We start from the raw sequence: 26,130 nt of genomic DNA on the forward strand, positions 1-26,130 counted from the left end.
TTCTCGAACGTCCTGACGCTGGGGGTTATCAGTCCGTCGAGAACCGGTAGTTCAGGCCGGCGCGCACGACGCCGAAATCCGCCTTGGGCTTGCCGAGGCCGTAATAGGCGTTGGTGGCGGCGTCGTAGACGAGGCCGCCGCTGCCGCCGTCGCGGTCGAGGCTGACGTAGAGCGCCTCGATCCGGGCGCTGAGGCGCTCGGTGATGGCGTACTCGACGCCGCCGCCGGCGGTCCAGCCGGTGCGGAAGGTCCCCGGCAGGGTGCCGGTGTAGTAGGAGGTGTTGGACGCCGTGCTGCCGCCGCCATACGCGAAGCCGCCGGTGCCGTAGACCAGGAAACGGTCGAAGGCGTAGCCGAGGCGGCCGCGCACGGTGCCGAACCAGTCGAGGCTGGGGCCGACATCGGTGAAGGTGGTGGTGCCGACGAGACCGCTGCGGGACCGCCCGAAGGTGGTGCCCTGGATGTCGGCCTCGGCGCCGATCACGAAGCCCGAGCCCGGCGTGAACTGGTAATTGTAGCCGATCTGGCCGCCGCCCACGAAGGCGGCGTCGCGGCTGCCCTCGGTCACCGTGCCGTAGGTGGCATCCGTGAAGGTGCCGCCCCCGCCGCCGAAACCGGCGCCGGCGTTCACGCCGGCATAGAAGCCGGTCCAGGTGAAGACCGGGACGGGGGTGAAGGCCGGCGGCGGGGCGGCCCGGCGCGGCAGGTCGGCGGCGTCGGCCGGTCCCATGAGGGCAGCCGTCAGGGCGAGCGCGCCGGCGAGGCCGAGCGCTTCGGTCAGTCTGGTCATCGGGGATGCCGTATGTGCGGTTCTTCGGGGAGGAGCCGGGGCGGCGGGCCGTCCGGGCTCGCGTCGTCGAGGCGGCCGCGCTCGGGGGCGGCCGCTTCGTCCGAACCGGGTCAGAGGTTCTGGACGATGCAGATCGCCTGGAGGGCGACCAGCACGATCGCGCCGCCGATGACGAGGCAGAGGGCGGCGACGATCACCGCCTCCCCGCCATCGGTCCGCTCGCGCCGGGCGCGGAGGGTGGGGCGGACGCCCTCGATCGCGGGAGCCGGGAAGGCTCGGCCGAGGGGGCGCGGGCGGTCGCTGCGCAGGGCTTCGAGCATCGCGAGGGACTCCTTCGTCAGCGCGTCGCGGTGGACGGGGAGGCGGGGTGGGCGAGGTCGGCCAGCGTCGCGGCCGCCACCGGCATCCCGAGTCCGGCGATCACCGCGAGGCCGCGCACCAGCATGGCGATCGGAAGCCGGGAGGCGGGCCGGCGCAGCGCGCCGCCGCCGAGCGTGAGAGGCTCCGGACCGTCCGAGCGGCACACCAGGGGGAGGGGAGAGGCCATCGGCGGCTCCTGCGTCTGATCTCGGCGTGGGAAAACTGACCACGGGCCATTTTCTATGTGGGCATATTTCCCACGTCAACAGGAAAACGGGCGCTGCCGCGCTTTTGTGGGATTGTGTCCCACGACGCCTCGGCTACAACGGCCGTAATGTCAGAGCCGACCCCGAGATTGCCGCCCGATGCGGGCGCGCTGCAGGCCCCCCTCGCCAGGTTGCTGCGCCCGCTGGTGCGGCTGTTCGTGCGAAGCGGGATCACCTTCCCGGCGCTGACCGACCTGCTGCGCGAGCTGTACGTGAACGTCGCCGAGTACGACTTCGCCCTGCCCGGCAAGGACCAGACCGACAGCCGGGTCAGCCTGCTCACCGGCATCCACCGCAAGGAGGTGCGGCGCCTGCGCGGGGCCGGCGCGCCGGTGAGCGCGGTGCCGGCCTCGGTCTCGCGCACCAGCCGCATCATCGCCCGCTGGGTCGCGGCGCCCGACTTCACCGAGGCCGACGGCCGGCCCAAGGCCCTGCCGCGGGCCTCCGAGAGCGAGCCGTCCTTCGAGAGCCTGGTCGAATCGGTGACCCGCGACCTGCGCCCGCGTGCGGTGCTCGACGAGTGGCTCGACCGCGGCCTCGTCACGCTGGATGCGCAGGAGCGGATCGTGCTGGCGGAGGCGGCCTTCGTGCCGAGCGGCGGCGGCAGCCAGCAGCTCTATTATTTCGGCCGCAACCTCCACGACCACATCGCCGCCGCAGTCACCAACATCCTGGAGGAGAAGCCACGCTTCCTGGAGCGCGCCGTGCACTATGACGGGCTCTCGCCCGAGCTGGCCCGGCGGCTCGAGACGCGGGCGCGGGAGATCGCCATGGACGCGCTGCAGCAGGCCAACCGCGAGGCGCACGCGGCCTGCGAGACCGATCCGGGCGGCGAGGCGCGCTGGAACTTCGGCATCTACATCTATGCGGAGCACGCGCCGCGCGCCGAGCCGGCAAATGCGCCGCGCGCCGAGCCGGCGAACGCGCCGCGAGCCCAACGGGGTGACGCGCCGCGAGCCCGGCCGGCAGGGGCCGCCAAGCCCCGCCGCGAGCCGAAGGCGTGAGGGCGCGGCCCGTGCGACCCACCCCGTCCGTCACGCGGCGCGGCCTCCTGCGCCTCCTGTCCGGCGCGAGCTGGCTCGCCGTTGCGGGCCCGGCCGGGGCAGCGGGCGACAAGATCCTCGACCAGGGCATCGGCGGCACCGGCATCCGGCCCGGACCGGACGAGGAGGAGGGCGACCGCGGCATCGGTGGCACCGGCGTCGTCGGCACCATCCGGGGCTTCGGCAGCATCATCGTCAACGATCTGCGCATCGCCTACCCGCCCGACGTCCCGGTGACGATCGACGGCCGGCCGGCGCGAGCCGAGGACCTGCGGGTCGGCCAGGTGGTGCGCACCCTGGCCCGGCCCGGCGAGCAGGGGCTCTCCACCGGCGGCATCGCGGTGATCCACGAGGTGGTGGGCCCGGTGCAGCGCGTCAGTCACGACCGGCTCACGGTGCTCGGCCAGGCGGTCGCCACCGCCGGGCTGCCGCCCGAGATGCCGCGGCCGCGGGTCGGCGAGCGGGTCGCGGTGAGCGGCCTGCGCCGGCCGGACGGCAGCATCGCGGCGAGCCGGATCGACCCGGCCGGCAATGCGCCGGACCTCGTCGCCGGTCCCGTCAGGCGCGGGCCGGCGGGGGCCTTGCGCATCGGCAACCTGCCGATTTCGGGCCTCGACCCGGCGCTGGCCGGCAGCCGCGCGGTGGCGGAGGGCAGCCTCGCCGGCGGCCGGCTCGCGGTGGCGCGGGCGGTGCCGGCGGCGGAGCCGTTCGGACCCGAGGCGCGGCGCCTGTCGATCGAGGCCTACGTCACCCGGGAGGGCGGCGTGCTGCGCACCGGCGCCGGCTACGCGGTGGCGGGGCGGGGCGGGCTCGTGCCGGCAAGGGGCGGACTCGCGATCCTCGACGGCACGGCCGGTCGCGGCGGCCGGCTCGACCTCGACGGCCTGCGCCTGCGGCCCGATCCGGCCGGGCGGGACGGCACCCGCGGGCCGGGCGTTCCGGGCGGCGGGCCCGGTCATGGTGGGCCCGGTCGCGGCGCGCCGGGGGGTGGACTGGACGGCCCGAGGGGTGGCCCGGGTGGCGGTCCGGGCGGGCGCCCGGGTCCCTCGGGCCGGGCCTCGCCGAGCGGGGAAGGGCCGTTCGGCAGGCCCGAGGGCGGGCGGTTCGGCGGCCCGGGCCGCGGCGAGATCGATCCGCGCATGCCGGGCAGCGACGGGATGGGTCGCTTCGGCGGCCAGGGCGGCTTCGGCGGGCCGGGCAGCCCAGGCGGCTTCGGCGGAGGCAGCGGCTTCGGCGGACCGGGCGGCTCCGGCGGGTTCGGCCGCCCGGGCGGCGACGGGCCGGGCGGCTTCGGCGGCCCCGGGGGCGGCTTCGGCCCCGGGGGCGGACTCGGCGGAGGCGGCGGGCTCGGAGGTGGGCGGCGCTGAGGCGAATCAGCCGGATCGAAGGACGTCGCAGACGGGCCGGCCGGGCTCGCCGCGGCCGCGAAGATGTGCCTGCCCGGCCACACCGCAGTGCGAAACCTGACGGTTTCACGGCTGAGTTAACGGCCAAGTCAGGGGACGGAACGGCCAAGTCTCTTTCCCGCCGCATTTGAACCGGAGCAGGATGCACCTTCCCCGTCGGTGCGGCAGCGCACCGGCTCCCTCCCGCAGGTTCTGCATGCGCAAGCGCCTCCTCATCGCCGTCGCCGTCGCGGCGCCGCTCCCGGCCTCGGCGCAGGTGAGCCCCGTCCGCGACAACATCGACGCGCTGATCGAGGCGCACGCCAAGGCGAACAACGTCCCGGCGAGCTTCATCCACCGGGTGGTGAAGCGGGAGAGCGGCTACAATCCCCGCGCCGTCGGGCGCGGCGGGGCGATGGGCCTGATGCAGATCAAGCACGGCACCGCCCGGGCGCTGGGCTATAACGGCCCGGCCTCCGGACTGCTCGACGCCAAGGTCAACCTGACCTACGGCGTCGCGTATCTCGCCGGTGCCTACAAGACCGCGCACGGCAACGAGGCGCAGGCCTACAGCTACTACGCCCGGGGCTATTACTACGCCGCCAAGCGGGCCGGCATCCGCACCGACGTGGCGGAGCTCGAGGCCCCGCCGGTCCGGGAGCTCCCCGCCAACCCGATCGGCAAGTTCTTCAGCAACGTCTTCGGGGCGCGACCCGCGACCGTCACCGCTACGGCCTCCGCGGACCCGTCGGTCGCCGCCCTCTCAAGCGCCGTCGCGCCGCAAGGCACCGCGCTGCAAGCGGCCGCGCCGCAAGTCACGCTGCCCCAGCCCACGGCGCCCCAGCAGGTCGCCGCCCTCCCGGCACCGTCCGCGCCCGAGGCTGTCCTACCGGCTGCCCAGGCCCAGGCCCAGGCCCAAGCCGCGGCCGAGCCCACCGTCACCGTGCCGCTGCCGCCGGTCCGCCCGGCCTCCCTGGCGTTCCATGCGGCGCCCGGCTCGACCCCCGGCCCGGCCCTCGCCTATGCGGGCGGCTCGGCCGTCGCCGGCCTGCCGTTCCCGACCTCCGGCCAGACGGTGAGCCTGGCGGCGTCCCCCGCCGCGGCGGCTCCTGCGGCGCCGTTGCCCGTCGGCCAGCCGCCGGCGGCGACCACGGTCGCCTCGCTCGCTCCGGTCGCGGCCCCGCCCGAGCCCGACGCGGAGGCCGGCCCCAAGACCCCGCTGCCGCCGCGCCGCCCGGTCGAGTTCCGCCACTTCGTCGTGCGCAAGCCCGCGCCGCCGGTGCCTCAGACCGCCGCCGCCGCGCCCGAGCCGGCCGCCGCGGTCAGCCAGTAGGTTTTCCGCGCGACAGCCGCGGGCACCGGCCCCGTCCGGAACTGGCCGGGAGGTACAGTCTGATCCTCCCTCGGTTCCGCGAACACCTCCGACACGCTCGCTTGGAGCGGGGCCGGTGTTGGATGGCGAAGACACGACGGGAGGTCACCCCCGGGTCCGAACGCGAGGCGGTGGCCCTGCTCGAGAGCGGCCGGTCGCCTTCAGCAGATTCTGACCGGCGTGTCGTCGCGTGATGATCGCAGACGGCGGGTCCGGCAGGCGCGGCTGCAAGCAGGACCATGACTATCGTACTGTGGATGCGCTCGGTCCCGGCCCGTCCGCATCGTGCAGCGGAGCAAGCGTTTCTCAAAACGAGTAAGCGTCTTTGAATTTTCGAATTATATTTTATCTGTGGTTTCTAAGCCAAGCATGTGCTCCCGCAAGAGATTGATTTATCACTTGATCCATATCTAAGTATTGATAGGTTCCACACCGCCCTATAAAACTCAATCTCGGCAAATCCTCAGATATTTTTCGATACGTCTCGTAAATCTTCTGATTGCGCCCGTCGGCTGTCTTGATGGGATAGTATCTTTCATGATCATTGATTCGATAATCACACGGTTCCTCAAGTGTCAAAGTTCTTCGTCCGGACTCCGATACGATATGATGCGGCAGCACATGCCATGCAGTTTCCCTAGTATAAGCTCTATTGTCTGTAAAATTGACGACTGGGAAATCTTGATGTTCTACGTCCATAGATGTCACGCTTCTATGATGAAACTTGATTGATCGGTATGGAAGTTCTCCCTCGGAAAAATCAAAATACTCGTCAATCGGCATCGAATTAAAACAATATGAAAAATCTCTCTCCATTGATTTTTCAAATTTCGTGTTCAACAAAACAGTGATATTTCGATGATCTAATATTTTACTGAACAAGCCAGTATAGCCATTGACCGGGATCATTTGTGTTTCGGAACTGTCAAAGTAAGTATCGGATTTATCAAAATTAATTGGTATTCTTCTTACGACAGTTTCTGACATGTCTTCAAGATCTGTGCCCCACATTTTTTTTGTATATGGTCTGAAGAATAGATTAGTCAATTCTTTGCCTATACGACTATAAAGATACTCTGCAGCATTCTGTGGGATGGCGATAGGCTCAGCAATATTTTTCAGAAAATCTTCAGTCTCAGTCGCGTGTTCAAAGGTTTTCCCGAAGACAGTATTAATGGTCTCGATATTAATCGGAAGGGGCGCAAATCTCCCATCCGGCAACAAAGCGCGGACTCGATGGCGGTAAGGGCTAAAATTCCCGTATTGTTTTATCCATTCTATAGCTCTAATTGATTTCGAATGAAATAAATGAGGCCCATAGGCATGCACTCTTATGCCATTGCCATCAGTTGTATCGTAGGCATTGCCGCCAATATGCGCTCTCCTGTCAATGAGAGTAATGCAATATCCTGCTTCCGCTAGAGTTATTGCATAGACGGAACCAGCAAAACCCGACCCAACGATGAGTATGTGTTTCTGGTTTGACTGTGACACGGCTCACTCATTGGTCCGCCAAAGACAAACGACACTCATTTGCAACGACTCGCTCATGTCTGAGGCCCGGTTGCCGCGCCGACTGGATCGGGTATGAATGCGAACGGCACCTCAAGATGTCTTATATTGTTGACGAGAAGCCATAATCCGAGAAACCGCTCTGCCACAAATCCTGGATATCGGTCAGAAAATTCGTGTCCTGATACGCCTTCGACGCTATGGAGCCTCTCCAGCAAGGGCATCAATTCTGACATATAATGATCGAAGAATGGCCAAGACATGACAAATATATTACGAGTCGTGCTGATTGTCGATAAATTAAAATAAGATATATAGTTCCCATACTTCGGATGCACTTCGGGCAGAACCTTGATAAAATTATCCCACGCCGTTCCCTGTGTGTGGCGACGGTAATGTGCCTCTATGCTCTCACCGAAAGACTCGCGTTGAGAAATAATGACGTTTGTAATCTTGAGAAGCTGCACTAATTTATCATGCTGAACATCAGATGTGAGATGCCGAAGTTGATCGCTCACCGCATATCCAGGTTGTGCAGGTGCATAATCAAGATATCGACGATAATGGTAGAACCCTACCGCGTCACTTTTCCTATTCTTCCATACCCAATAGTGAGTTGTAATTTCGCAGAAATAAAGGTTTTTTTCTGCAATGTTGTCTCCGCTATCATCACGTAAATCAATCCCATTCGACTGATAATTATTTGCCGCAACAGGATAAATCCATGAACAATCTGATACGAATGGAAAATCTCTGTGGAAGGTTGCATAGATTTTTACGTCTACATCGACCGGTCGGTCCATCAAGAGAGGCTCCACTACTATGAATGATCGAGCGGCTGGACCGAAGGAACGTGCGGGCGATCGTTTGAGCGATGCACAACAAAATCTCTGAACTAGTGCACCTGAACTTGATCGATCAGAACAACTGGCTGAAACGGCAAGACAAACTAACCCCCGCGTGCCTCCTGACACTACCTTGTTAGTCCAAGGTGTCAAGGTAAGCGGAAGCGGTGCCGGCAGTCAGGCGCACGGGATGGGTGGAAGAACATCCTCGAACGGCAGGTCGATGGTCGCTTGGCGTGGTCTCAGGCATCTCCACAGGCCGGCGACCGCGCGACCGTGCTGCGGCTCGACACCCGCCTTGCCGATGCCCGCCGCGCCGGCATCGACGACTGGGCGATCAGGAAGGACAGCCGTTGCGGCGCGGCCGCCATCGATCTCGACCGCCACCGCGAGATCGACCTCCTCCCGGATCGTGCAGCGCTCACGCTATCCGCTTGGCTCGAACGGCATTTTGACGTTCGCCTCATCGCTTGAGCCAAACCTCGTGCTTCCACGCCGCACGCTCGTGGGCTTCACGGTCAGTCAGAACGCTTGGTGGCTTCCGGATACGAGGCTCAGCGGTCGGGTATGGCGTCCGCTGCGGAGAACTGACCATCGGGCCCAAAGCCTGGCCGTTTCCTCGACGTGACCCCCCCCTGGCGTCGACGGACTCACGTGCAGAAGGGGCCGCTTCTCCTCGCGCGCATCGACGAGAGACACTCAGTCGACTGGCACCGCCCTGCAGAGCCAATAGCCACCGGTCTTGAGATGCTCCCTGGGACAACCCACAGCGAGAGGCATCAATACCACCTGACCGGCCTCAAGTTCTCGGTTCTACAGGATTTCTGAGTGCATCAACCACTCCGAGAGTGGTTGGTGCCCAGGAGAGGACTCGAACCTCCACGGCTTGCACCACTGGTACCTGAAACCAGCGCGTCTACCAATTCCGCCACCTGGGCCCGAAGCGCTGCCTGGCAGCGCCGCGGTGACCGTCGTTTAGAGGGCGCCGGCCGTGCCGTCAACGTGGCCGGCGCGGATTTCTGACGGGCGTCCGACGGGGTCTCGGGACGCTTCTTGTCGTCGAGGTTCATCGGTCCGGTCGACGCCCGGACCTTAGGGTTGCCGACTGAGGTGCGACGCGACGATGGCAGGCCGGCATCCCGGGAGCCCGCAAGCATCGCCATGCACAAGAGCTGATCCCTGATCGAGAGCGTCTCGCCGGGGTTCGATCGACGATTGTCCGGGATCGAGAGGCCCAACGCCGTGAGACATCAGTCTCGAACGGTCGTTGGTGCCCAGGAGAGGACTCGAACCTCCACGGCTTGCACCACTGGTACCTGAAACCAGCGCGTCTACCAATTCCGCCACCTGGGCCCGAAGCGCTGCCTGGCAGCGCCGCGGTATGGGTCGTTTAGTCGGCGGCGGAGCCGGCGTCAACGCCGAACTCCGCCGCTTCGAACGAAGCGTCAGGCGCGAGATCTCAGAGTCCCGCCGGCCACTCGCGGATGTCGACGAAGTGGCCCGCGATCGCGGCGGCCGCGGCCATCGCCGGGGAGACGAGGTGCGTGCGGCCCTTGTGGCCCTGACGGCCCTCGAAGTTGCGGTTCGAGGTCGAGGCGCAGCGCTCGTGCGGCTTGAGGCGGTCGGCGTTCATGCCGAGGCACATCGAGCAGCCCGGCTCGCGCCAGTCGAAGCCGGCCTCGATCAGGATCCGGGCGATGCCTTCCTGTTCCGCCTGCTGCTTCACGAGGCCCGAGCCCGGCACCACCATGCCCGAGACGTTCGGGTGGATCTTCTTTCCCTCGACCATCCGGGCGACGATCCGCAGGTCCTCGATCCGGCCGTTGGTGCAGGAGCCGATGAACACCTTGTCGAGGGCGATGTCGGTGATCTTCTGGCCCGGGGTCAGGCCCATGTAGGAGAGCGCCTTCTCCTTGGAGGAGCGCAGGTTCTCGTCCTCGATCTGGGCCGGGTCCGGCACGCGGCCCTGGACCGAGATCACGTCCTCGGGCGACGTGCCCCAGGTCACGATCGGCGGCAGGTTGGCCGCGTCGAGACGGATCTCGCGGTCGAAATGCGCGCCCTCGTCGGAGACGAGGGTGCGCCAGTAGGCGAGCGCGCGCTCGAACGCCTCGCCCTTCGGGGCCTTCGGCCGGTCTTTGATGTAGGCGAAGGTGGTCTCGTCGGGGGCGACCATGCCGGCCCGGGCGCCGCCCTCGATCGACATGTTGCAGATCGTCATCCGGCCCTCCATCGAGAGGCCCCGGATCGCCTCGCCGGCATATTCCAGCACGTGGCCGGTGCCGCCGGCGGTGCCGATCTCGCCGATGATCGCCAGGATGATGTCCTTGGCGGTGACGCCGGCGGGCAGGCGGCCGTCGACGACGGCGCGCATGTTCCTCGCCTTCTTCTGGATCAGCGTCTGGGTGGCGAGCACGTGCTCGACCTCCGAGGTGCCGATTCCGTGGGCGAGCGCCCCGAAGGCGCCGTGGGTCGAGGTGTGGGAATCGCCGCAGACGATCGTCTGGCCCGGCAGGGTGAAGCCCTGCTCCGGCCCGATGATGTGGACGATGCCCTGCCGCTTATCGAGGGCGTCGTAGTACTCGATGCCGAACTCGCGCACGTTCTCGGCCAGCGTGTCGATCTGCGTGCGGCTCTCGGGATCCTCGATGCCGAGGCTGCGGTCCGAGGTCTGGACGTTGTGGTCGACGACCGCCAGCGTCTTCTCCGGGTGGCGCACCCGGCGCCCGGCAAGACGAAGCCCCTCGAAGGCCTGGGGAGAGGTGACCTCGTGCACGAGGTGACGGTCGATGTAGAGGAGGCAGGTGCCGTCCGGCTGACGATCGACGACGTGGTCGTCCCAGATCTTGTCGTAGAGGGTGCGAGGGGCAGTCATTGGGATTGTGGCCTTGGGGTTTGTTGCCTTGTCACGAAGACCTGACGATGAGACCGGGCGCGCGGCGTTCCGGCCCGGGATCCGTCATGTAACCGTCTCGTCGGCGGACCGGTAGGCCCCACGGCGCCGCAAGGGGATGCAGGCGCCGCAAGCGTGCCGACGCGCCCTTGCCTCTCACAAATGCCCCAGCCTCGGTGCTTCGAGGCAGGGCATCCGGCCGGCTTGCCTGGCCTGGTCGACCGAAGCCGTTCGACCAGGCAGCGGTTGCTGTCTTCCCGGGGTCTATTCCTTCACCGCTCCGGTCATGGCCGAGACGTAGTGCTCGACGAAGAACGAGTACAGGATCACCAGCGGCAGCGAGCCGACGAGCGCGCCCGCCATCAGCGAACCCCAGCGATAGATGTCGCCGTCGACGAACTCGCTCACCACCGCCACCGGCACGGTCTTGTTCTGGGTCGAGGACAGGAAGGTCAGCGCGTAGATGAACTCGTTCCAGCACAGGGTGAGCGAGAAGATGCCGGCCGAGATCAATCCCGGCACCGCCAGCGGCAGGATGATCTTGAGCAGGATCTGCCAGCGGCTCGCGCCGTCGATGAGCGCGCATTCCTCCAGCTCGTAGGGGATGGTCTTGAAGTACCCCATCAGGAGCCAGGTCGAAAACGGGATCAGGATGGTGGGGTAGACCAGCACCAGGGCGAAGGGCGAGTCGTAGAGCCCGTAGGCCTGGATGATGGTGGCGAGCGGGATGAACAGGATCGAGGGCGGCACCAGGTAGGCGAGGAAGATCGCCGCGCCGACCGCGACCGCGCCCTTGTAGCGGATGCGCACGATCGCGTAGGCCGCGAGCACGCTGGCGAACAGCGACAGCACGGTGGCCGCCACCGAGATCATCATCGTGTTCCACAGCCACAGCGGATAGTTGGTCTGGAACAGCAGTTTCGCGATGTGCTTGAGCGTCGGCGAGACCACCCAGAACGGGTTGTAGGTCTCCATGTCGATGAGCTGCTCGTCCGGCTTGATGGCCGTCAAGGCCATCCAGTAGAACGGAAAGAGCAGCACCACCATGATGACGAAGAGCGGCAGGTAGACCGTGACGACACGCTTCGGCAGCGTGTCGAGATAGGCCATGCCCTCGCTGTTGTCGGGGGTGTCGGGGGTCGCGGTCGCGGCCATTCTTGCTGTTTCCTTCTCAGCCGGTCTGCCACTTGCGGTTCTGGAGGCCGAACCAGGAGATCCCGATGGCGAAGATCAGGAACGGCACCATCGCGGTGGCGATCGCCGCGCCCTCGCCGAGATTTCCCGACAGGATGCCGCGCTGGTAGGACAGGGTCGCCATCAGGTGCGTCGCGTTCACCGGCCCGCCGCGGGTCATCGCCCAGATCAGCTGGAAGTCGGTGAAGGTGAACAGCACCGAGAAGGTCATCACCACGGCGATGATCGGCGTGAGCAGCGGCAGGGTGATGTGGCGGAAGTTCTGCCACGGCGTCGCCCCGTCGATCGTCGCCGCCTCGTAGAGCGAGGGCGAGACGGTCTGCAGGCCGGCGAGCAGCGTGATGGCGATGAACGGCACGCCGCGCCAGATGTTGGCGAAGGTCACGCAGATCCGCGCCATCGTCGGATCGCCCAGGAAGTCGATGTTGCGGTCGAGCAGGCCGAGATGGCGCAGCGACCACGAGATGATCGAGAACTGGCTGTCGAAGATCCACCAGAACGCCAGCGCCGACAGCACCGTCGGCACGACGAACGGGATCAGCACGATCGAGCGGATCAGCGCCTTGAACGGCAGCCGCTTGTTGAGGAGCAACGCCAGGTAGAGGCCGATCGCGAACTTCGCCACCGAGGCGAAGCCGGTATAGACCAGCGTGTTGAACACCGAGAGCCAGAACACGCTGTCGTCCGACAGCCACTCGTAGTTCTCGAGCCCGACGAAGCTGCCGCCGCGCCCGATCCGCGTGTCGGTGAGCGAGAGCCAGATGCCCTTCCCCAGCGGATAGGCCAGGAACAGCAGCAGGATCGCGGCTGCCGGCAGCATGAACCAGAAGCCCAGCCAGCCGCGGCTGGCCCGGAACCGGCTCCAGACCGAGCTGGTCGTGGGCGCCGCCGCTGCGTGGCGGGCGAGGGCGATGTCGGCCACGGTGAGCCTCCTCCGGGTGTTTCTCTGTGTTGGGACCCGCCGCCCCTCGGGGGCGCGTTCTCCCCTCTCCCGTGTGGGAGAGCGGTCGGGGGATCGAAGATCCCGCCCGGGCCTGAAGGCCCGCGTGAGGGTGGCGCGGCTTCCGCCATGACCCTGAACCATCGAGCGGTGCGGCTCGACGCCCGGCGGTTCATGCGGAGGCCGAGCCACCCTCACCCCTAAGCAGAGTTGCATGGGGCAACTCTGCTTAGCCCTTGTTTGTGCATCATTTTCGACGCCGAACCGGTGACCACTTCGGCGAATGATGCTTAGCCCCTCTCCCGCACGGGAGCGGGGGACGTGCTCTGTCCGTCGACGGGGGGGCGCTAGGCAGACCGGAAGATCCGCTGCGCCTGCCGCTCGGCCGTCCGGATCGCGCTCTTCAGGTCCTCGCGGCCGGTGCAGTACGCGGCGAACATGTCGACCACCACGAAGTCGGCGAGCACGGCGGCCACCTTCTCGCTCACCGGGGCGAGGCCGCCGGCCGCGAGCGTGCGGGTCGAGGCTTCGCCGAAGACCTTGTTCTTCGGGTCGGCGGTCCAGATCGGGTTCTTGGCATAGGCCTGGAGCGGGTGGCAGAGATAGCCCTGCGACGCCTCGAGCCAGGCGTTGTAGTTCTGGGCCTCGAGCGCGAAGGCCATGAAGGCCTTACAGGCGTTCGGTGCCTTGGTGTAGGTGTAGGCCAGGATCGGGAAGGCGAGCTGGAACTCGGTCGGCTTGCCCGACTTGCCGACCGGGTAGGCGGCGTGGTCCATGTCCGCCGCGATGTCCTTCTTCTCGTTCTTGGCCGCGGCGTAGATCGAGATGCCGTTGTTGGTCAGGTACAGGTCGCCCGACAGGAACGCCTTGTTGTTCGACGAATCGTTCCACGACACCGTGCCGGGCACGAAGGTCTCGTAGAGGGACTTGACGTATTCGAGCGCCTTGGCGGTCTCCGGCGAGTTGATGACGATCTTCTCGTTGGCGTCGACCAGGTAGGCGTCGTGCGACCACAGCGCCCAGTGGATCCAGGAATTGGCATCACCGGTGGCGTGACCGAGTGCGAAGCCGGCCGGGGTATTGTTCTTCTTCAGCGCCCGGCACAGTTCCAGGAAGCCGGCATGGTCATCCGGGAATTTCTGGAAGCCGGCCTTGTTCATGGCCGAGACACGGTAGTTGAGGTAGCCGCCGTTGAACGCCATCGGGATGGCGATCCACTTGCCCTTGACCTTGCCGTAGGCTTCAGCCGCCGGCAGCCAGCCGCCGTACTTCTTGCCGAGGTAGTCCGCGACGTCGCCGACCTCGATGCACTTCGACGGGAAGAGGGCCGGGAAGGAGTAGAGGCCCCAGACCATGTCCGGGCCCTGGCCGGTATTGGCCGCCACCGACGCCTTCGGCTGGATGTCGTCGAACGACTCGCTCGTGACGCTCACCGGCACGCCGGTGGCCTTGGTGAAGGCGTCGACGAGGCGCATGAACGCCTCGTCCTCGGAGGGGATGAAGCGCTTCCAGCGCAGGAGCTTGAGCGAGGCGCCCTGTTCGGGCTTCCACTGGTTCTCCTGCGCCCAGGCGCGGGCAAAGCCCTCCAGGCCCGCCGCGGAGGCGAGGCCCAGGGCGGCACCGCCCTTGAGGATCTGGCGGCGATCGAAGGCTGACATCGTGGCGTCTCTCCCGGAACGTCGTCGTGGGGGGGTGGGGCGGTCAGTGGCGGGATGGCGTCCCGCTTCTTCGGCAGGCGTGTTGGCGGGCCTGCGCCTTGGCGGGCCTGCGTCTTGCCCGGCCGGAGCTTTGGCCGGCCGGAGATCGTCGTCAGTTCAGGCGGCGGCCGCTGTCGGCGTCGAACAGGTGGACGAGGGCGGGATCGGCCGTGATGCTGATCCGCTCGCCCGGCCCGGCGCCGATGCGGTCGCGGAACACGCAGGCGATGTCGCGGGCGACCTCCGCGGCGATGTCCTGCGCGCCGCCGCCCGGTGGGCGCACCAGCACCATGGTCTCGGAGCCGGTGGGCTCCACCACCGCGACCTCGACCGGCACCCCGCCCTCGGCGAGGCGCACGTGCTCCGGCCGCAGGCCGTAGACCGCCGGCATGCCGTCAGCGGGGCGCGCGCCGCGGGCCGGCAGCGGCAGAGTCAGGCCGCTGTCGGTGCGGAAGGTCTCGCCCGCGATCCTGCCCTTCAGGAAGTTCATCGCCGGCGAGCCGATGAAGCCGGCAACGAACATGTTGTCGGGCCGGTCGTAGAGCTCGAGCGGGGCGCCGACCTGCTCGACGATTCCGTCATGCATCACCACGATCTTGTCGGCCATGGTCATGGCCTCGATCTGGTCGTGGGTGACGTACACGGTGGTGGTGCGAAGCCGCTGGTGCAGTTCCTTGATCTCGGACCGCATCGCCACGCGCAGCTTGGCGTCGAGGTTGGAGAGCGGCTCGTCGAAGAGGAAGACCTGCGGGTCGCGCACGATCGCCCGGCCCATGGCGACGCGCTGGCGCTGGCCGCCGGAGAGCTGGCGCGGATAGCGGTCGAGGAGCTTCTCGAGGCCGAGGATCGCCGCGGCGCGGCTGACCCGGCTCTCGATCTCCTCCTTGGCGGCCTTCCTGAGCTTCAGCGAGAACGCCATGTTGTCCCGCACCGTCATATGCGGGTAGAGCGCGTAGTTCTGGAACACCATGGCGATGTCGCGCTCCTTGGGCGGCACCGCGTTGACGACCCGCGACCCGATGCGGATCTCGCCCGCCGTGATGTTCTCGAGCCCGGCGATCATCCGCAGCAGGGTCGACTTCCCGCAGCCCGACGGGCCGACCAGGATGACGAACTCCCCGTCCTGAATGTCGATCGAGACGCCGTGCAGGATCGGGGTGGCCCCGAACGACTTGCGCACGTTCCTGATTTCCAGCCCGGCCATCGGCTCCTCGTGGTCACTTGTGTCTAGAGACAGTTGCGCGTGGCGCGCGAACCGGAGTGGCAGCGCTGCCAAAGGCAGACGACAGAGAAACGACAGACAGGCCCCCGCTCGGGCATCCGGCGCTCATTGGGGTGTTCCCTCAACCCGTAAGAACGGGGCAGCCTGTCTTGCCGCCTCTCGCGTTGGCGGCCATCATCGGGCGTGCGCGGCGCAAGATCAAGCGCCTTCGCCATGCGTCCATCGTCGGATGCGCCAGAAACCACCGGGAGACAGGCTTGAAGTCCACAGATGTTCTGATCCTGCGGCCGATGATGCCGCTCGTGACCGAGAGCCTGGAGAGGCATTTCACCCTTCACCGCGGCGACCAGGCCGAGGACAAGGAGCGCTTCCTCGACGAGGTCGGGAGCAAGATCCGCGGCATGGCGGTGAGCCACGTCCACGTGAACGACGCGCTGCTCGACCGGCTGCCCAAGCTCGAGATCGTCGCCAATTTCGGCGTCGGCTACGACACGATCGACGCCGCCGCCTGCGGGCGGCGCGGGGTGATCGTCACCAACACGCCGGACGTTCTGACCGACGAGGTGGCGGACCTGGCGGTCGGCCTGCTGCTCGCCACCGTGCGGCAGATCCCGCAGGTCGACCGCTACCTGCGCCAGGGCAAGTGGCTGGAGAAGCCCTACCCGCTCACCGGCACCCTGCGCGGGCGCAAGATCGGCATCCTCGGGCTCGGGCGCATCGGCCGGGCGATCGCCCACCGCCTCGTCGCCTTCGGGCTCCCCATCGCCTATCACGGCCGCTCCAAGCAGACGGACGTGCCGTACGAGTACTTCCCCACGCTCATCGAGATGGCGAAGGCCTGCGACGTGCTGATGGTGGTGGCACCCGGCGGCCCCGAGACGAAGAACATGATCGGCCGCGAGGTGCTGGAGGCGCTGGGGCCGCAGGGCGTCCTGATCAACGTGGCCCGCGGCACCCTCGTGGACGAGGACGCGCTCGCCGCGGCGCTCGCCGACGGGACGATCCAGAGCGCCGGCCTCGACGTGTTCGCCGACGAGCCGAAGGTGCCCGACGCCCTGATCGCGCAGGATCATGCGGTTCTGCTGCCACATGTCGGCTCCGCCTCGCACCACACACGCAACGCGATGGGGCAGCTCGTCGTTGATAACCTGACCTCCTGGTTCCAGGGCAAGGGTCCGGTGACCCCCGTGGCCGAGACCCCCTGGAAGGCTTAAGACGAGAGAGCCACGTCCATGCGCCTGCGCCGCCGCCTCGCCGTCCTCGGTCTCGCCGCCTCGGCGATCTGGGCCGGGGGCGCCGCGGCGCAGGAGCCGGGCCCGCCCCGGGACCCCGGCACGGCGGGGACGTGGGAGCTGGCCCTCGACGGCAGCTTCCGCCGCTGCGGCCTGATGCTGGCGGCGGAGGCCGGTCCGGTCGGCCAGGCCCTGCGCTTCCCGGCCGGCTGCCGGCGGGCCCTGCCGGTGGTCAACGGCCTCAGCGGCTGGCGCCGCGAGGGCGGCCTGATCCAGTTCCTCGACCGGGAGGGTCAGCCGGTGCTGGCCTTCGCGGCGCCCGAGGGCCCGGGCGCCTGGACCGCCGAAGCCACGACCGGCGAGCGCTACAGCCTGGCCCAGGCCGGCGCGCGGCCGGCCGCGCCCGAGGCGCCGCTGGTCACGCCGGCGGCCCTCTCGGCGCCGTCGGCCCCGCGGGAGAGCTGGGCCTTGGCCCCCGCGACCGCCGCCGCGGTGACCGGGCTCTACACCCTCGACCGCTTCATCGAGAAGGACGTCTGCCGGGTGATGCTCAGGGCCGACGGCGCCCAGGTTCAGGAGGGCTGCCGCGACCCGGGCCTGGCGCTGTTCGATCCCACTGCCTGGCACTACGAGGCCGGCCGCCTCGTCCTCGTCGCCCGGCGCGGCCACAGCGTCGAGCTGGTCCCGGTGGGGGAGGGGCGCTGGCGGCGCGATCCCGAGATCGGCACGACCTTCGTGCTGCGGCGGGTGGAGCCGTGAGGGATTCGTCCCACCGAGCGCGCCGGCACACCTCCGTCACGCCGCGACCTGCGGCCGTGCCATGGCCTCGCGCAGGTGCTGCGCGAGCTCGCGGAAGGCCGGACCCCGCGCGGCCGGGGCGGCGTGCAGGGCGGTCGCGAAGGACGGGAGGTCCGCCGGCACGGTCGCCCGCGTCGCGTCGAGGCCGCCATTCTCGAACACCGGGCGGCTCGCGCGTCCCGGCCGGGCCAGGGCGGACGGGACGGGCGGGATGCTCCACGAAAGCTGGTATCGACGGCCGACGAACCGGGTGCGGCTGCACATGGCCAGACGACTCGACGGTGCGAGACATGTTGCGGTGATCGCTGCCGTGACGCTCGGCGCTTGCGACCTTCCGGGCGATCCGGAAATCATCGCGGAGGGACGCAGGCAGTGCATGGCATTGGCCATGCCGTTCCTCGATGACTTCTAACCCGGACAGCGCTGCTCGTTCGTCGATGAAGCGAACGTAAGCGCCGATCCGACGAAAAACACATTCGAATTCATTTTGAATAAAAACAGTGTCGCTCCCATATCAGATTATTCTAATTTATCAATATTTTGTCGTGGGGACCGCTCAGGCAGAACGATATCAATATTGAATATAAATAGAAAATCCTGAAGGGTCATTATATATTAGATGTGCCGTCGCACCCCATTCGCGACGAAGCCACGTGACACGTCGAACGGGCCGGTGCCTCCAAGCCGCAGCGTCTGATCATGCCGACGAGACGGGCCCGGCTTCGGGTCGCAACGGGTCCTTGCCAGCCCGCACGCACTCGTCCGACAACCCGACGACGATTCCTCCCCGACGGACTGACCCGATGCAGGCCTACCGCGCCCTCGAAGCCACCTTCGCCCGGATCAGCGCCCTCGAGGATGCCTCCGGCATCCTCGGCTGGGACGCCCAGACGCTGATGCCGGACGGGGCGGCGGAGGGGCGAGGCGACCAGATCGCGGTGTTGCGCGGGCTCGCCCACGACCTCCTGACCGATCCCGCCACCGCCGACCGGCTGGCCGTGGCGGACGGGGAGGGCGGCCTCGATGCCTGGCAGCGGGCGAACCTCGCCGAGATGCGCCGGGCCCACACCCACGCCGCGGCAGTGCCGCGCGACCTCGTCGAGGCGAGTTCGCGCGCCGTCTCGCGGGCCGAGATGACCTGGCGCGAGGCGCGCCGCACGGCCGATTTCGCGCTGCTGCGGCCCGACCTCGCCGAGGTGTTGGGGCTCCAGCGCGAGATCGGCCGGGCGAAGGGCGAGGCCTTGGGCCTCTCGCCCTACGACGCGCTCCTCGACAGCTACGACCCGGGACTGCGCCAGGCCGCGATCGACCCGCTCTTCTCGGTGCTCGAGGCCGAGCTGCCGGGCCTGATCGCGCAGGCGCAGGCGCGCCAGGCGGCGGCGGGACCGGTGCCCGTGGCCGAGGGGCCGTTCCCGGTCGAGACTCAGCGCCAGGTCGGGCTCGCGCTGATGCGCGCGGCGGGGTTCGACTTCGACCGGGGCCGCCTCGACGTGAGCCTGCACCCGTTCTGCGGCGGTGCCACCGACGACGTGCGCATCACTACCCGCTACGACGAATCCGATTTCGCCCGGGCCCTGATGGGCGTGCTGCACGAGACCGGCCACGCCCTCTACGAGCAGGGCCGCCCTGCCGCCTGGCGCCGCCAGCCGGTGGGTGCGGCCCGCGGCATGAGCCTGCACGAGAGCCAGTCGCTCACCCTGGAGATGCAGGCCGGCCGCAGCCGCGACTTCGTCGCCTACCTGGCGCCGCTGGTGCGGGAGGCCTTCGGCGGCACCGGCCCGGCCTGGGAGGCCGATGCGCTCCACCGCATCTACACCCGGGTCGCGCCCGGCTTCATCCGGGTCGACGCCGACGAGTGCACCTACCCGGCCCATATCCTGCTGCGCTACCGGCTCGAGCGGGCGCTGATCCGGGGCGAGATGGAGATCGGCGACCTGCCGGGCGCCTTCAACGAGGGGATGCACCGGCTCCTCGGGCTGACGGTGCCCGACGACGCGCAGGGCTGCCTGCAGGACATCCACTGGCCCGGCGGCGCCTGGGGCTATTTCCCGACCTACACGCTCGGCGCGATGATGGCGGCCCAGCTGTTCGAGGCCGCCTGCGCGGCCGAGCCGGACCTGCGCCCCGGCCTCGCCCGGGGCGACTTCGCGCCCCTCGTCGGCTGGCTGCGCGCGAACGTGCATGGCAAGGGCAGCGCGCTCGGCACGCAGGCGATCCTGACCGAGGCGACCGGACGGCCGCTCTCGGCCGACATCTTCCTCGGGCACCTGCGGCGGCGCTACCTCGAGGCCTGACCGGTACCGCCTGGTCACCGGTTCCCGGGACCGGACCCTCAGGCCGCCACCCGAAGCCCCGTCTCCCCCGGCCCGGCCACCCGGACCGGCTGGCCCGGGCGCGCCAGGAGGGTGCCGCCCTTCGGCACCTCGGCCCAGCCGGCGCGCCGGCCGTCGATCGGCTCGGAGACGACGGCGAGGCCGGTGCCGGTCTCGCGCCAGTACAGGCTCGGCGGGCGGCCGTCGCAGGCCCAGCGATAGGCGGTGAGGCTCTCGCCGTCGGTGAGCACGGCGGTGAAGCGCAGCGGCTCGTCGATGCCCGCCTCGCGCATCAGGCCGCGGGCGGCCGACAGGCTCGCCGCCATGGCGCCGACGGGATCGTGCTCGAGGCCGTGCGCGAGGGCGAGGAGGAAGAGCGCCTCCGAATCGGTGGTGCCCTGGCGCGCCTCGTAGAGCCCGTCCGGGATCAGCGCCTCGAGCCGGCGGCGGATGCGCGGGTAGCCGCCGATCTGGCCGTTATGCATGAACAGGTGGCGGCCATGGGCGAAGGGATGGCAGTTCGCCCGGGTGGTCGCGGTGCCGGTCGCGGCGCGGACATGGGCGAAGAACGTACGGGCGCGGATCTGGCGCGAGAGGCTGCGCAGGTTCTCGTCGGACCAGGCCGGCCGCACGTCGCGGTAGAGGCCGGGCTCGGGCCGCTCGCCGTACCAGCCGATGCCGAAGCCGTCGCCGTTGGTCTCGGTCTGGGCCTCCGTGGCGTGCAGCGACTGGTGCACGAGGGAGTGGGTCGGCGCGCAGACCAGCTCGTCGAGATAGACCGGTTCGCCGTGGTAGGCGAGGAAGCGGCACATCGGCTCTTCACCTCCCGCGGCGTGTGCCGGTCCCGCCCGGGCCGTGCCTCGTCCGCCGCCGTCATGGAAAGGTAACATTCCGCCCGGCACGGTGAACAGCTCGTTAATGCGCCGCGGCATGCCCATGGGTTAGGCAGCATCGCCGGCTCCGCCGCCGGATCGCGCCTCGGTCCGCAGCTCTTGGCGAAGAAGGACCTTTTGCCGGGATCAATCCCAGGATTGAGTCGTTGATGCTCGCGCGGGCGTGTTCGCGTAGCCGGCTTCCGGTCCGCGTTCCGGCCTTCGCCCCGCGCTCGATCCCCGTCCGTCGCTCTCGCCCGCCCCGCCTCGCGCACCGGGGGCGGCCGGGCGCTTCGTCGGACGGCCGATCGACCCAGCATCGTCCCGAGCACCCACGCACACCCGGGAAACCAGAACACTCGATAAAGACAGGAGGCTTCATGGGCAGAGCAGCATCCACCGGTCCGATCGCCGTCGTGGTCGAGAACGACGAATCCGTCCGCGACTTCGCGGCGGCGATCCTGGAGGAGACCGACCTCGCGGTCATCGCCTGCGACAGCGCCGCCGACGCTCTCGCGGTGATGCGCGAGCACGGCTCCGAGGTCGCGCTGCTCTTCACCGAGATGCAGCTCGCCGGCGAGATGGATGGCGCGGCGCTCGCCCGCACCGTGGAGCGGGACTGGCCGGACGTGCGCCTGGTGGTGACCTCGCGGCCGGGCGCGACCCAGGCGGTGCCGGACCACGCCATCTACATGCCGAAGCCCTGGCGGCCCCTCGACGTGCTGGTCGAGGCCGAGCGGGCCGCTTACGCGGCGGCGGCCTGACCCTGAAGCGGCGGCCTTGCGCCGCCGCAGACCCCAAGGAACGAGGCGGCGGCCTTGCGCCGCCGCAGACTCGAAGAAACGCGAAAAGCCCGATCGCCTCGCGGCGTCGGGCTCACGTCTCGAAAGCGGCCCCGCCCGGCGGCGGGGCGCAGCCGACGGCTTACGCGTTGGCGGCCGGAGCCGCGGCCGGGGCAGCGGAGGCCGGGGCCGGACGGCGGGGAGCACCGACGCGGGGCTTCGGCTTCGGCGCGGCGATCAGGCCCTCGCGGATGGCGGTCTTGCGGGCCTGCTTGCGGGCGCGGCGCACGGCCTCCGCCTTCTCGCGGGCCTTGCGCACCGACGGCTTCTCATAGGCCTTGCGCTGCTTCATCTCGCGGAAGATGCCCTCGCGCTGCATCTTCTTCTTGAGCACGCGGAGCGCCTGATCGACGTTGTTGTCCCGAACGAGTACCTGCAAGGGTGTATGTCCTCTTGTCGAAATTCCGAAAAACGTGGCCGACCTTGCGCGGAACGCGCCCGGATGGCTGCCTGCCCGGCAAACCGAAATGCGCCCCACGGCCCGGACCTGGAAGGGCCGGGAGGGGCTGACGTCACATCGCGGTCGCACCGGAGCCCGGCGCAAGCTGTCGGCGCACGGTATGCGCCTGATCGGGGCCTTACACCACTCCGCCGCGACTTCCAACCGGGGAGTGGCCGCCTGACCGAAATTTGAGCGTCTCACGCGCCTCGAACGGGCCGCGCGCCGGATGACGTCGTTTCTGGGCGACGGCGCCCGGGGGATCAAGCGTTGGCCTGGATGAAGCTGCGCACCAGCGGGTAGGTCTGGCCCTCCCACTTGCGGCCCGAGAAGACGCCGTAATGGCCGACCCCGGCCTGGAGGTGGTGGCGCTTGCGGAACGGCTTGAGCCCGGTGCAGAGGTCGTGCGCCGCCATCGTCTGCCCGACGGAGCAGATGTCGTCGCGCTCGCCCTCCACCGTCATCAGGGCGGTCTTGCGGATCGCCCGGGTGTCGATGGCCGAGCCGCGATAGGTCAGCTTGTTCTGGGCGAGCGTCGCGTCCTGAAACACGGTCTTGACCGTTTCAAGGTAGAATTCCGCCGCGAGGTCGAGCACCGCGAAGTACTCGTCGTAGAAGGTCTCGATCTGGTCCGCCTTGGCGCGCGCCGTCGCGTCGCCCTCGCCCTCCGCGAGGTGCCAGAACAGGTCGAGATGGGCGTGGTTGTGGCGGGCGGCGTTCATCGACATGAAGGCCGCGACCTGCATGAAGCCCGGATAGACCCGCCGCCCGGCCCCGGCATGGCGGCGCGGCACGGTGGCGATCAGGTTGCGCTCGAACCAGTCGATCGGCCGCGAGGTCGCCAGTTCGTTGACCTTGGTCGGGTTGATCCGGGTATCGATCGGCCCGGCCATCAGAGTCATGCTGGCCGGATGCGCCGCGTTGCGGCTTTCGGCCATCACGGCGGCGGCGGCCAGCGACTGCACGGCGGGCTGGCACACCGCCACGAGGTGGGCGCCCTCGCCGATCGTCTCGAGGAACCGCACCAGGTGGGCGACGTAGTCGTCGAAGCCGAAGCGGCCGGCGCTCAGCGGCACGTCGCGGGCGTTGTGCCAGTCGGTGATGTAGACGTCGTGGTCGGGCAGCAGCGTGCGCACGGTGCCGCGCAGGAGCGTGGCGAAGTGGCCGGAGAGCGGCGCCACCACCAGCACCCGGGGCTGCTCGCTGACGAGATCCTTGCGGAAGCGCAGCAGGGTGCCGAAGGGCGTCGAGAGCACCGCCTCCTCGGTCACCGGCACCTCGCGGTTGCCGACCCGCACCGTCCCGATCCCGTAGGCCGGCCGGGCATGGGTGAGCCCCGCCCGCATCATCATCCGGGCCGCGGCCGAGACCCAGGTCGCCGGCGCACCGTAGCCGGCCTCCGTCCAGGGCGTCGCGCCATCGTGGAGCACCCGCCCCCAGGCGCGGGTGGCGGCGGCGAGGTCGGACTGGACCTCGAAGGCATCGTAGAGCATCGGCCCGGGCACTCCCTCACGGACACGCGCGGGAAGCGGCCCGCCCGCAGGCGTAAGGCAACGCTTCGTCCTGCGCGACCGGACTTTCGGTGAAGCGCGGCACGCGCCGCTCCCCTTGCCGATTCGGGATGCGACCCTCGTGCCAAGTCGCGCTGTCGCCAAGTCGAGCCGTGCCGATCCTGTCCCGACGTCTCCATCCCGACCCTGCTCGGCCTGCCTCCTCGGGGCAGGTCTTCGGCACGGGAGTCCTCGGCACGCGAGACTTCGGCACGAGTCTTGGATCGTCCGGGTTCGAACCTGAGAGGAAGGCGGGCCGCGCGACGTCGGCCCCGGGGGAGGACCGGATGGCCGAGGCGACGCTGACGATCTCAAGCCGCAACTACTCGTCCTGGTCGCTGCGGGGCTGGCTGCTCTGCCGGATGGCGGGGCTCGATTTCACGGTCGAGGTGCTGTCCGGGGATCCGGCGAGCCGGGCCGAGCTCCTGCACCTCACGCCGTCCTTCCTGGTGCCGCGCCTGACCCACGGGGGGGTACGGGTCTGGGACGTGCTCGCCATCGCCCAGTACCTGACCGAGGTGCGCCCCGAGGCCGGGCTGCTTCCCGACGACCTCGCCGCCCGCTCCTGGTCGCGCTCGATCTCGGGCGAGATGCATGGCGGCTTCATCAACCTGCGCTCGGCGCTGCCGATGAACCTGCGGGCCCGCTACACCGACTTCAAGCTGTGGGGCGGCGCCCAGGCCGATATCGCCCGGGTGGTGGAGATCTGGCAGGAGGCGCTGAAGGCCCACGGGGGTCCCTACCTGTTCGGCAAGCGGCCGATGGTGGCGGACGCGATGTACGCGCCCGTCTGCACCCGCTTCGTCACCTACGGCGTCGACCTGCCGCCCGACTGCGCCGCCTATCGCGACACGATCATGGACTGGGACCTGATGCGCGAGTGGATCGCCGCGGCAGAGGACGAGCCGGAGGAGATCGAAGAACTCGACATGGAGTTCTGAGGGATTTCCTCTTGATCGATCCGAATGACGGCAGAGCACATCTCCGCTCTCCAGGCGATGCCGGGCCGGCCCTGTATCGCAGCAAGGTGCGGGAGGGGGGATCCCGCGCTTTATTGATGCCGGTGAGTGGAAGGTCTGTTGGTTGCCTCTGCCAACCCGTCAGATCAGCCCCGCCAGCCGCAACGCCACCCCTGCCGCCGCGCAGGCCCCCAGCACCGGGATCATCCCGACCCGGAAGCGGAACACCGCCACGGCCGCCGCGAGCGACAGCGCCAGCGCGAAAGGGTCGACGCTCGCAAGCACCGGCACCTCGAGCGTGAGCGGGCCGAGGACGACCGGGTGCAGCTCGCGGAACAGCGTGTGGAGCGCGAACCAGACGGCGAGGTTCAGGATCACCCCCACCACCGCCGCGGTGATCGCCGCGAGCGCGCCGGCGAGCGCCCGGTTGCCGCGCAGGCGCTCGACATACGGCGCGCCGACGAAGATCCACAGGAAGCAGGGTGCGAAGGTGACCCAGGTGGTCAGCAGCCCGCCGAGCGTGGCGGCCAGCAGCGGCGGCAGCGCGCCGGGGGCGCGATAGGCGGCGAGGAAGCCGACGAACTGCGTCACCATGATGAGCGGGCCGGGCGTGGTCTCGGCCATGCCGAGGCCGTCGAGCATCTCGCCGGGCTTCATCCACCCGTACTGCTCCACCGCGGCCTGCGCCACGTAGGCGAGCGCCGCGTAGGCGCCGCCGAAGGTGACGAGCGCCATCTTGGAGAAGAACACCGCGATCCGGGAGAAGACGTCCTCCGGGCCGAGGGCCAGGAGGAGCGCGGCGACCGGGACGAGCCAGAGCGCGGCCCAGATCGCCAGGGTCGCGACCGTGTCGCGCCAGGCGGCGCGCTCGCGCGGCAGCGCGTCGTCGCCGAACAGGTAGGGGCCGTCCGATGCTCCCGCGGCGTGGCCGCCCCCGGGCCGGAAGGCGGGATGCCCGGCCCGGCCCCCGAGATAGCCGATCAGGCCCGCCGCCACGACGATGACCGGGAAAGGCACGTCGAGGAAGAAGATGCCCGCGAAGGCGGCTGCCGCGAGCCCGAGCATCACCCGGCTGCGCAGGGCCCGCCGGCCGATGCGCTGGACCGCCTCCAGCACGATGGCGAGCACCGCCGCCTTGAGGCCGAAGAACAGGCCGGCGACCGGGCCGGCCTGGCCGTAGAGCACGTAGACCCAGCTCAGGGCCATGATGGCGAGGAGCCCCGGCAGCACGAACAGCCCGCCGGCCAGGAGGCCGCCGCGGGGCCCGTGCATCAGCCAGCCGACGTAAGTGGCGAGCTGCTGCGCCTCCGGCCCGGGCAGCAGGGTGCAGAAGTTGAGCGCGTGCAGGAAGCGGTTCTCGGAGATCCAGCGCTTCTCCTCGACCAGCACCCGGTGCATCACCGCGATCTGCCCGGCCGGGCCGCCGAAGGACAGGGCGGCGACCCGCAGCCAGACCGGCAGGGACTCGGCCAGGGTCACGGGCCGGGGGGCCGTCCGGGTGGGCGGGGCGCTGCGTGCCGCGGGCTCGGGCATCGTCACGGGGTCGGGCGCTCCGGTTCGGGGGAGCCGCAGCGTAGCGCGATCGGTCGCGTTGTGCGACAGAGCCC

25 protein-coding genes and 2 tRNA genes are annotated in these 26,130 nt (G+C 68.7%); 10 read left to right on the forward strand and 17 right to left on the reverse strand.

Going from position 1 to position 26,130, the window contains the following annotated elements; genetic code table 11:
• Positions 1-28: 28 nt before the first annotated feature.
• The 3 genes from EU555_RS09670 to EU555_RS09680 all read right to left on the reverse strand — a co-directional run bounded on the left by EU555_RS09670 (position 29) and on the right by EU555_RS09680 (position 1,337).
• Entirely contained in the window at positions 29-790 is a 762-nt protein-coding gene (locus EU555_RS09670; RefSeq protein ID WP_135414455.1) for an outer membrane protein, read from the reverse strand.
• A 110-nt stretch (positions 791-900) separates the two neighbouring features.
• Positions 901-1,110, reverse strand: a complete 210-nt coding sequence (locus EU555_RS09675) for a hypothetical protein (protein ID WP_135414456.1) — start codon at positions 1,108-1,110, stop codon at positions 901-903.
• Between the two features lie 17 nt (positions 1,111-1,127).
• Complete coding sequence (locus EU555_RS09680; protein ID WP_135414457.1) at positions 1,128-1,337, reverse strand: hypothetical protein; 210 nt, start codon at positions 1,335-1,337, stop codon at positions 1,128-1,130.
• A 147-nt stretch (positions 1,338-1,484) separates the two neighbouring features.
• On the opposite strand from EU555_RS09680, the gene EU555_RS09685 reads away from it, so the two are divergent.
• The 3 genes from EU555_RS09685 (at position 1,485) to EU555_RS09695 (ending at position 5,177) form a co-directional block, all read left to right on the forward strand.
• A complete protein-coding gene (locus EU555_RS09685) occupies positions 1,485-2,420 on the forward strand; it encodes a DUF6502 family protein (RefSeq protein WP_245524222.1) in 936 nt (311 codons plus the stop codon).
• An 11-nt stretch (positions 2,421-2,431) separates the two neighbouring features.
• Positions 2,432-3,826: a DUF5666 domain-containing protein gene (locus EU555_RS09690; protein WP_135414458.1), complete on the forward strand. Its 1,395-nt coding sequence runs from the start codon at positions 2,432-2,434 to the stop codon at positions 3,824-3,826.
• Positions 3,827-4,061: 235 nt separating this feature from the next.
• Positions 4,062-5,177 carry a lytic transglycosylase domain-containing protein gene (locus tag EU555_RS09695; protein ID WP_205820859.1) on the forward strand — a complete coding sequence of 372 codons (1,116 nt, stop codon included), beginning with the start codon at positions 4,062-4,064 and terminating at the stop codon, positions 5,175-5,177.
• Between the two features lie 384 nt (positions 5,178-5,561).
• Here EU555_RS09695 and EU555_RS09705 read toward each other — a convergent pair whose 3' ends face one another.
• Both EU555_RS09705 and EU555_RS09710 read right to left on the reverse strand, forming a co-directional pair.
• Entirely contained in the window at positions 5,562-6,710 is a 1,149-nt protein-coding gene (locus tag EU555_RS09705; protein ID WP_135414460.1) for a UDP-galactopyranose mutase, read from the reverse strand.
• 53 nt (positions 6,711-6,763) lie between these two features.
• On the reverse strand, positions 6,764-7,531 hold the full coding sequence (locus tag EU555_RS09710; protein ID WP_135414461.1) for a DUF4422 domain-containing protein: 768 nt from the start codon (positions 7,529-7,531) through the stop codon (positions 6,764-6,766).
• 318 nt (positions 7,532-7,849) lie between these two features.
• Between EU555_RS09710 and EU555_RS09715 the strand changes: the two genes are divergently transcribed.
• Positions 7,850-8,047, forward strand: coding sequence for a hypothetical protein (locus EU555_RS09715; RefSeq protein WP_167858501.1), 198 nt, complete (start codon positions 7,850-7,852; stop codon positions 8,045-8,047).
• A 379-nt stretch (positions 8,048-8,426) separates the two neighbouring features.
• On the opposite strand, the gene EU555_RS09720 is transcribed toward EU555_RS09715, so the two are convergent.
• The 7 genes from EU555_RS09720 to EU555_RS09750 form a co-directional block, all read right to left on the reverse strand.
• Positions 8,427-8,511: transfer RNA gene (locus EU555_RS09720), tRNA-Leu, on the reverse strand.
• Positions 8,512-8,841: 330 nt separating this feature from the next.
• Positions 8,842-8,926: transfer RNA gene (locus tag EU555_RS09725), tRNA-Leu, on the reverse strand.
• A 106-nt stretch (positions 8,927-9,032) separates the two neighbouring features.
• Positions 9,033-10,448: a 3-isopropylmalate dehydratase large subunit gene (gene leuC, locus EU555_RS09730; protein ID WP_135414463.1), complete on the reverse strand. Its 1,416-nt coding sequence runs from the start codon at positions 10,446-10,448 to the stop codon at positions 9,033-9,035.
• 282 nt (positions 10,449-10,730) lie between these two features.
• On the reverse strand, positions 10,731-11,621 hold the full coding sequence (locus EU555_RS09735) for a carbohydrate ABC transporter permease (RefSeq protein ID WP_135414464.1): 891 nt from the start codon (positions 11,619-11,621) through the stop codon (positions 10,731-10,733).
• Between the two features lie 16 nt (positions 11,622-11,637).
• Positions 11,638-12,582 (reverse strand): carbohydrate ABC transporter permease, encoded by a 945-nt coding sequence (locus tag EU555_RS09740; protein WP_135414465.1) that lies wholly within the window; start codon positions 12,580-12,582, stop codon positions 11,638-11,640.
• 365 nt (positions 12,583-12,947) lie between these two features.
• Positions 12,948-14,258, reverse strand: a complete 1,311-nt coding sequence (locus EU555_RS09745) for an ABC transporter substrate-binding protein (RefSeq protein WP_135414466.1) — start codon at positions 14,256-14,258, stop codon at positions 12,948-12,950.
• 151 nt (positions 14,259-14,409) lie between these two features.
• Entirely contained in the window at positions 14,410-15,501 is a 1,092-nt protein-coding gene (locus tag EU555_RS09750) for an ABC transporter ATP-binding protein (RefSeq protein ID WP_135414467.1), read from the reverse strand.
• Between the two features lie 275 nt (positions 15,502-15,776).
• Between EU555_RS09750 and EU555_RS09755 the strand changes: the two genes are divergently transcribed.
• Both EU555_RS09755 and EU555_RS09760 read left to right on the forward strand, forming a co-directional pair.
• Entirely contained in the window at positions 15,777-16,733 is a 957-nt protein-coding gene (locus EU555_RS09755) for a 2-hydroxyacid dehydrogenase (RefSeq protein ID WP_135414468.1), read from the forward strand.
• A gap of 18 nt (positions 16,734-16,751) precedes the next feature.
• Positions 16,752-17,510, forward strand: coding sequence for an AprI/Inh family metalloprotease inhibitor (locus EU555_RS09760; protein WP_135414469.1), 759 nt, complete (start codon positions 16,752-16,754; stop codon positions 17,508-17,510).
• 36 nt (positions 17,511-17,546) lie between these two features.
• Here the strand turns inward: EU555_RS09760 and EU555_RS36090 are convergent, their stop codons facing one another.
• Positions 17,547-17,711: a hypothetical protein gene (locus EU555_RS36090; protein ID WP_167858502.1), complete on the reverse strand. Its 165-nt coding sequence runs from the start codon at positions 17,709-17,711 to the stop codon at positions 17,547-17,549.
• 49 nt (positions 17,712-17,760) lie between these two features.
• Here EU555_RS36090 and EU555_RS09765 point away from each other — a divergent pair, with 49 nt between their 5' ends.
• Positions 17,761-17,961 carry a hypothetical protein gene (locus EU555_RS09765; protein ID WP_135414470.1) on the forward strand — a complete coding sequence of 67 codons (201 nt, stop codon included), beginning with the start codon at positions 17,761-17,763 and terminating at the stop codon, positions 17,959-17,961.
• A 391-nt stretch (positions 17,962-18,352) separates the two neighbouring features.
• Positions 18,353-19,843 (forward strand): carboxypeptidase M32, encoded by a 1,491-nt coding sequence (locus EU555_RS09770; protein WP_135414471.1) that lies wholly within the window; start codon positions 18,353-18,355, stop codon positions 19,841-19,843.
• A gap of 38 nt (positions 19,844-19,881) precedes the next feature.
• Here EU555_RS09770 and EU555_RS09775 read toward each other — a convergent pair whose 3' ends face one another.
• On the reverse strand, positions 19,882-20,673 hold the full coding sequence (locus EU555_RS09775) for a class II glutamine amidotransferase (RefSeq protein WP_135414472.1): 792 nt from the start codon (positions 20,671-20,673) through the stop codon (positions 19,882-19,884).
• A 440-nt stretch (positions 20,674-21,113) separates the two neighbouring features.
• On the opposite strand from EU555_RS09775, the gene EU555_RS09780 reads away from it, so the two are divergent.
• Positions 21,114-21,497: a response regulator gene (locus EU555_RS09780; RefSeq protein ID WP_135414473.1), complete on the forward strand. Its 384-nt coding sequence runs from the start codon at positions 21,114-21,116 to the stop codon at positions 21,495-21,497.
• Positions 21,498-21,657: 160 nt separating this feature from the next.
• Here EU555_RS09780 and rpsU read toward each other — a convergent pair whose 3' ends face one another.
• The gene (gene rpsU, locus EU555_RS09785; RefSeq protein WP_135414474.1) at positions 21,658-21,954 is read right to left on the reverse strand and encodes a 30S ribosomal protein S21; all 297 of its coding nucleotides are present in this window, start codon (positions 21,952-21,954) and stop codon (positions 21,658-21,660) included.
• A gap of 323 nt (positions 21,955-22,277) precedes the next feature.
• Entirely contained in the window at positions 22,278-23,507 is a 1,230-nt protein-coding gene (locus EU555_RS09790; protein WP_135414475.1) for a polyhydroxyalkanoate depolymerase, read from the reverse strand.
• 344 nt (positions 23,508-23,851) lie between these two features.
• On the opposite strand from EU555_RS09790, the gene EU555_RS09795 reads away from it, so the two are divergent.
• A complete protein-coding gene (locus tag EU555_RS09795) occupies positions 23,852-24,505 on the forward strand; it encodes a glutathione S-transferase family protein (protein ID WP_135414476.1) in 654 nt (217 codons plus the stop codon).
• Between the two features lie 159 nt (positions 24,506-24,664).
• Here the strand turns inward: EU555_RS09795 and chrA are convergent, their stop codons facing one another.
• Positions 24,665-26,056, reverse strand: a complete 1,392-nt coding sequence (gene chrA / locus EU555_RS09800) for a chromate efflux transporter (RefSeq protein WP_135414615.1) — start codon at positions 26,054-26,056, stop codon at positions 24,665-24,667.
• Positions 26,057-26,130 lie beyond the last annotated feature (74 nt).

Origin of the sequence: Methylobacterium nonmethylotrophicum, assembly GCF_004745635.1 — a bacterium.
Classification (GTDB): Bacteria; Pseudomonadota; Alphaproteobacteria; order Rhizobiales; family Beijerinckiaceae; genus Methylobacterium; species Methylobacterium nonmethylotrophicum.

Bases quoted from the DNA above. Each gene is read 5' to 3' on its own strand.
- EU555_RS09675 (WP_135414456.1), bottom strand. From the start codon at position 1,110: ATGCTCGAAGCCCTGCGCAGCGACCGCCCGCGCCCCCTCGGCCGAGCC.
- EU555_RS09795 (WP_135414476.1), top strand. From the start codon at position 23,852: ATGGCCGAGGCGACGCTGACGATCTCAAGCCGCAACTACTCGTCCTGG.
- leuC (WP_135414463.1), bottom strand. From the start codon at position 10,448: ATGACTGCCCCTCGCACCCTCTACGACAAGATCTGGGACGACCACGTC.
- EU555_RS09790 (WP_135414475.1), bottom strand. From the start codon at position 23,507: ATGCTCTACGATGCCTTCGAGGTCCAGTCCGACCTCGCCGCCGCCACC.
- EU555_RS09670 (WP_135414455.1), bottom strand. From the start codon at position 790: ATGACCAGACTGACCGAAGCGCTCGGCCTCGCCGGCGCGCTCGCCCTG.
- chrA (WP_135414615.1), bottom strand. From the start codon at position 26,056: ATGCCCGAGCCCGCGGCACGCAGCGCCCCGCCCACCCGGACGGCCCCC.
- EU555_RS09760 (WP_135414469.1), top strand. From the start codon at position 16,752: ATGCGCCTGCGCCGCCGCCTCGCCGTCCTCGGTCTCGCCGCCTCGGCG.
- EU555_RS09780 (WP_135414473.1), top strand. From the start codon at position 21,114: ATGGGCAGAGCAGCATCCACCGGTCCGATCGCCGTCGTGGTCGAGAAC.
- EU555_RS09745 (WP_135414466.1), bottom strand. From the start codon at position 14,258: ATGTCAGCCTTCGATCGCCGCCAGATCCTCAAGGGCGGTGCCGCCCTG.
- EU555_RS09695 (WP_205820859.1), top strand. From the start codon at position 4,062: ATGCGCAAGCGCCTCCTCATCGCCGTCGCCGTCGCGGCGCCGCTCCCG.
- EU555_RS09775 (WP_135414472.1), bottom strand. From the start codon at position 20,673: ATGTGCCGCTTCCTCGCCTACCACGGCGAACCGGTCTATCTCGACGAG.
- EU555_RS09770 (WP_135414471.1), top strand. From the start codon at position 18,353: ATGCAGGCCTACCGCGCCCTCGAAGCCACCTTCGCCCGGATCAGCGCC.
- EU555_RS09680 (WP_135414457.1), bottom strand. From the start codon at position 1,337: ATGGCCTCTCCCCTCCCCCTGGTGTGCCGCTCGGACGGTCCGGAGCCT.
- EU555_RS09750 (WP_135414467.1), bottom strand. From the start codon at position 15,501: ATGGCCGGGCTGGAAATCAGGAACGTGCGCAAGTCGTTCGGGGCCACC.
- EU555_RS09735 (WP_135414464.1), bottom strand. From the start codon at position 11,621: ATGGCCGCGACCGCGACCCCCGACACCCCCGACAACAGCGAGGGCATG.
- EU555_RS09710 (WP_135414461.1), bottom strand. From the start codon at position 7,531: ATGGACCGACCGGTCGATGTAGACGTAAAAATCTATGCAACCTTCCAC.
- EU555_RS09685 (WP_245524222.1), top strand. From the start codon at position 1,485: ATGTCAGAGCCGACCCCGAGATTGCCGCCCGATGCGGGCGCGCTGCAG.
- EU555_RS09765 (WP_135414470.1), top strand. From the start codon at position 17,761: ATGCTCCACGAAAGCTGGTATCGACGGCCGACGAACCGGGTGCGGCTG.